We start from the raw sequence: 4856 nt of genomic DNA, 5'->3' as shown, positions 1-4856 counted from the left end.
CCTACCTTGACAGCAAGGCGCCGGAGGGAGAGGGCCACCTGCGTTATGACATTACCGGAGATCCCGCTCTTAAGAATCAGCATTTGTGGAATGAAATGGGAGAATCCCTGAGACTCTGGTACGTGGCCGCCACCAGAGCCAAGTACGCCATGTTTGTCTGGACAGGCTTTATGGGGAAGGAGGATGCCCAAAAATATTTCGCAGGATCTGCGAAATCTATCAGCTATTATCTCCCGCTTTATGTGGAGCTCCGCACCCTATGCGAAAACTCCGACAACCCCCGGGAAACTCTCCGCCGGGCTTTGGAGAAGCTCTTTACCGGAAATGAGAAGAACAGCCATAATTTGGAAGAAGTCAGGAATCTGAACAGCAGGGCGGCTTCTAAAGATGATTCGAAGAGCGAGGCGATGGATGAAGGGGATTATTACTTCCTTCTTTCTTCACTTGCCGATCTGACCGGGGATTCTTCCCAGAAGTCCGAAACTGAAACCGAAATCATCTGGGATCCGGATCGCCGGAAGCTGCAGCTGGGGGACAGTAACCCCGAATCCGGAGTCAGACCGTTTGAAGGCAACATCCCCAATAACTGGCGCATCCTCTCCTACTCCGCTCTCGTCAGCGCCAAAACCCACCATGGCGCGGCAGCGTCTGCCTCCGGGGAGACCGGCGGCGAGGATGAAAACCATAACACCGAGGAACTCCCGGAGCTCTCTCAGGATGATCCCAGGATCGCCATCCCGGGCGGCATTGCCACCGGTCTCTTCCTCCACGGGATTTTCGAGCGTCTTTCCTTTGACAGCCTCCGTGATGACAGAACAAAGCTGAAGGAGCTCCGGGAGCAGAAACACCTGTCCCGTCAGGATCTTCTGGACAGCATCAAAGCGGCCCGGGTGATCGCCGAGCGTCTTGACACCTTCCCGGATTCCGGGGAATGGAGCCAGGATGACCGGAAGTTCCTGAACCTTCTGGAGTGGATACTCTGCGCTGCCGAAACCCCGCTTAAGGCCGGCAGCAATGAAAATGCCGCCCCTTTTGCTCTTCGGGATCTCCGGGATAACCATACCGTCAAGGAAATGGAATTCTACATGCGTGTGCCCCGCATCAAGAATATGGCAGCTTTGAATAATATTGTCCGGAGCAAGGAGTACGCGGAAGACAAGTATGTCGGCAACCTTTACCATCGTATTAACGATGATATAGACAAGGAACAGGTAATTACCGCCAATGATGTGCAGGGCTTTATGACCGGCTCTCTGGACCTTTTCTTCGAGCATGACGGCAAATACTACGTGGCGGACTACAAGTCCAACATTATTACTGAAAACAGGAACAAACAGGGCTTGTACAACAGGGAAGCCATGCAGCGAACCATCTACGATTCCCATTATGACTTCCAGTACGTGATTTACACCGTGGCCATGCACCGTTTCCTGAAGCATAAGCTGGGAGAGAGCTACGACTATGACACCCACATCGGCGGCATCTACTATCTCTTCCTGAGAGGCATGCGGGGAGAGAATTCCGAAGTAAACGGATCTGTCCCCGGAGTTTACTATGTCAGGCTGCCCCGGGAGCTTGTGGAAAAGGCGGATCAGTTTTTTGCGAACGCCGAGGAAAATGAAAAGGGCGATCCCGAAGGCAGCTCCGGGAACCCCGAATCTAATCCAAAGCCGAATACCCAGCAGTCCGGGAATCAGCAGAGCAAGCAGCAGATGAGCAAGCAGTAAAGACGGGAGGATACACAATGAAACACTTTTTCAGAACTCTTCTGGAGCTTCCGATATTTTCGGATACGACCCGGGCTCAGGCGCGTTATATCTTTGAGAGATTATGTCCCCCCGGCGATTCAGTTCCTTCCCCGGACTCTCCCGACCAGAATCCCGTTTATCCCGAAGGCGGCTTTTCCTGGGACATCCGGGACAACGATCTTCTTAATGCTCTTAAGGGAGAGGCCGTTTCCGAGAATCCCCGGGGGCAGGTTTTTGACTGCATGGAGGCGGAAGCTCTGGGAGCCCTCACCCTCCTTATCGGCCGGGCGCTGGAGCAGGGGAGCGCCACCCTGAGTCTTGCAGAGGCTGTGGATAACCTTAATAAGATCCCTGCCGAAACCGAGAAATATTACAATAACCGCACGAAACGGGACACCCGCTTGCTCGCCTTTGTGGGAAACGATGCGGTAAAGGACCGGCTTAACTTCCTCTCTAAGAAGCTTTCCGCCCCGGAATTTCTGGCCAGCGAAGCCGGAAAATCTCAGGACATCGATTTTTTTGCCGGACATGACAGCAGGGAGCCCGTAAGCGTTTTGGATCTCCGTTCTCCCCTGAGCGATGAGCACATTGACAGATCTGTAATCGATCCCGCTCCGGACACTCCCGCGGACGAAGCGGATCCGGGGAGTCTGAGAAAGCCTCTGGTTTTCAGCATGGGGAACTTCTACTTTGCGAGATACTATGCCGCGGAAACCGCCATTGCCAAAGCTCTTAACGAGAGACTGGCGCAAAGATCCCGGCTTTTTGATCCGGATAACCCGGAGGAAGTATCAAGCTTAGGGAAGACTCTCAGCGTTCTCTTTCCCGAAGATCCCGATCCCCGGAATCCCATTGACTGGCAGAAGGCGGCGGTGGCCATGGCCTTCCTCCATCCGGTAACCGTGGTTACCGGAGGCCCCGGCACCGGAAAGACCACCACGGTGGCCAAGCTCCTCGCGGCCATGACTCTGAAGCAGAAATCCGGAACATCCCTTAAAGTGGGTCTCGCCGCTCCCACCGGAAAGGCCGCCGCCCGCATGCTGGAATCTCTGAATAACAGCATCAAGGATCCGAACATTGCTCTCGAGGCCAAAATCCGGGAAGCTGCCCAGGTAACCGGCAAAGACCCGGACACTGCGCTTCAGGAGTTTAAGGAATGCCTTAATGTCCGGGCCGTCACCCTCCACACTCTTCTGGGCCGGTACCCGGGTTCTCTCAAGGCCCGCCATAATGAAAGAGCTCCTCTTCTTTTGGACGTCCTCATTGTGGACGAGGTTTCCATGGTGGACATCCTGATGATGCACAGTCTCCTCTCGGCTCTCAGTCCCAGTACCTCTCTTATCATGCTGGGAGATCATAATCAGCTTACCAGCGTCTCCGCCGGCACCGTGCTGGGGGATATCTGCCGGGTGCTGGACGAAGACAATGAAAGGGGCGGGCTTTCCGACAGGGATCGGGATCTTATTATCAAACTCACCGGCATCGCCGCCGGGGATCTCAAGCCCAAAAACATCGCGGACGGCATCGTGAAGCTGGTGTTTTCCAGAAGATTCTCAGGTGACAGCGCCATAGGGCAGCTGGCCCGCATGGTGAATGACGGCGAGGAGGACGAAATTTCCGGCATTCTGGAAAACTCCCTTTCCGAGCCTGAATTCCGGAGGGCCCGGGAGGGCGTGTTCTGGTCCGGGAATGACTCCGGGGATCATGTCCGGCACTCCGATTATGACCTTCAGAAAATGCTGTTTAAGCATACCTTCCCGGGGGACGGCTTTGACATCCCGGAGTTCTTTTTCCGGAAGGGCGGCAAGGAAGACAGCGGAAAAGACGGCAAAAAAGGGGAACATGCTTCCTCCGGCTTCAGGGAAACCGCCAGCGGTTTTCTGGGGTATTTCCGGGAGTTTTGCGAGGTTCCGGAGCTTCTTTTTCTGAAGGCTCCGGAGAAGCTGTTAAAGGGAGTCTCCGCCGATCCTCTGGAAGCCCGCATCGGAAAAATCTTCAAAAGCGTTAATGATTTCCGGGTGCTTACTCCGGTGCATGACGGATCTCTTGGTGATATCCAGCTTAATAACGGCTATAACAGGAAATCCCTGACTTTTATGACGAAACTGATTGAAAGTTCCGTCAGGATCGCCATGCCGGAGAGCCCGGCCGTTCCCGCCAATGCCGTGCCGGACAGCGGGGATACCGCTCAAAACACCGGGACATCAGATGCGGCCGGGGCGGATAACCAGAAAAATACCATAGAGCTGAACCCCGGGGATCTGGACGAGGACTGGTATCCCGGCAAGGTGTTCCTGGTCACCAGAAACAACCGGGACTGGGATCTTCATAACGGCGATGTGGCCATTGCCGGCTGGGATCCGGCCTATCCCGGCTCCCGGAGAATCTGGGTGGAGGCTGCGGCCTCCGGAGATGCCGAGGTCTCTCCCGAAGAGGAGGAGCTTTTGGGAAAAGGGGCAGGGAATTCAAGCGCCGGAACACCGAAGCCCGCCCGGTATCTTTCCCTGCCGTTCTCCATGATCCCCAATCTGGCCACAGGCTATGTCCTCACCGTGCATAAGTCCCAGGGATCGGAATTCGCCCATACGGCCATAGTGATCCCGGATGAAAACGGGGGCAATACCTCCCGGGAGCTTCTGTACACCGCCATTACCCGGGCCAAAGACCATCTCTCGATCTACGCTTCCATGGCCAACCTGAAAAAGGCGGTCGGAACCAGAACGGAACGGGCCAGCGGCCTTGACCGGAGACTCCGCATCAAAAGGAAGCGGGAATCTTGATTCCCGCAGGACGGGGATGAGATCAGCCGGAAATGATGCCAAAGGGATCCCGACGGCCAAAGGGATCCTGAAGGGAGTCCGGGCAGGAGCGGGCAGAAAGCGACAGAGTGCAGAAGGGATAAAAGAAAGAGCAGGGGGAAGAAGGAGCGGTGGGAAAAAAGAGCGGGGAGAGAGCTTGACGATAAAACCGGCTGCGGGATAATGAATGAGACCGAGCCTTTCTGCGCTTCAGTCCCTTTGCGAACAGCGGATCAGCGAAAGGCCTTGTTAGCGGTGAACGGGCCGTGAATGGATGGCCCCTGAATGGACGGACTTGCAGGTGGAACAT

General features: G+C 55.4%; 1 protein-coding gene and 1 pseudogene. Both read left to right on the top strand.

Translation table 11 applies throughout. The features are described 5' to 3' along the window. A pseudogene (locus ACJROR_RS10685) lies at nucleotides 1-1727 on the top strand (hypothetical protein); the annotation flags it as partial. 17 nt (nucleotides 1728-1744) lie between these two features. Next, complete coding sequence (locus ACJROR_RS10680) at nucleotides 1745-4528, top strand: AAA family ATPase (RefSeq protein ID WP_406547042.1); 2784 nt, start codon at nucleotides 1745-1747, stop codon at nucleotides 4526-4528. The last annotated feature ends 328 nt before the right edge of the window (nucleotides 4529-4856 follow it).

The sequence above is a fragment of the Succinimonas sp. genome, assembly GCF_045225735.1.
Lineage (GTDB): Bacteria > Pseudomonadota > Gammaproteobacteria > Enterobacterales > Succinivibrionaceae > Succinimonas.
Note: the sequence above shows the minus strand (reverse complement) of the source record. Positions and strands in the feature narration are given on the sequence as shown.

Excerpts from the sequence above, each read along its gene's own strand:
- ACJROR_RS10680 (WP_406547042.1), top strand. The coding sequence starts at position 1,745 with ATGAAACACTTTTTCAGAACTCTTCTGGAGCTTCCGATATTTTCGGAT.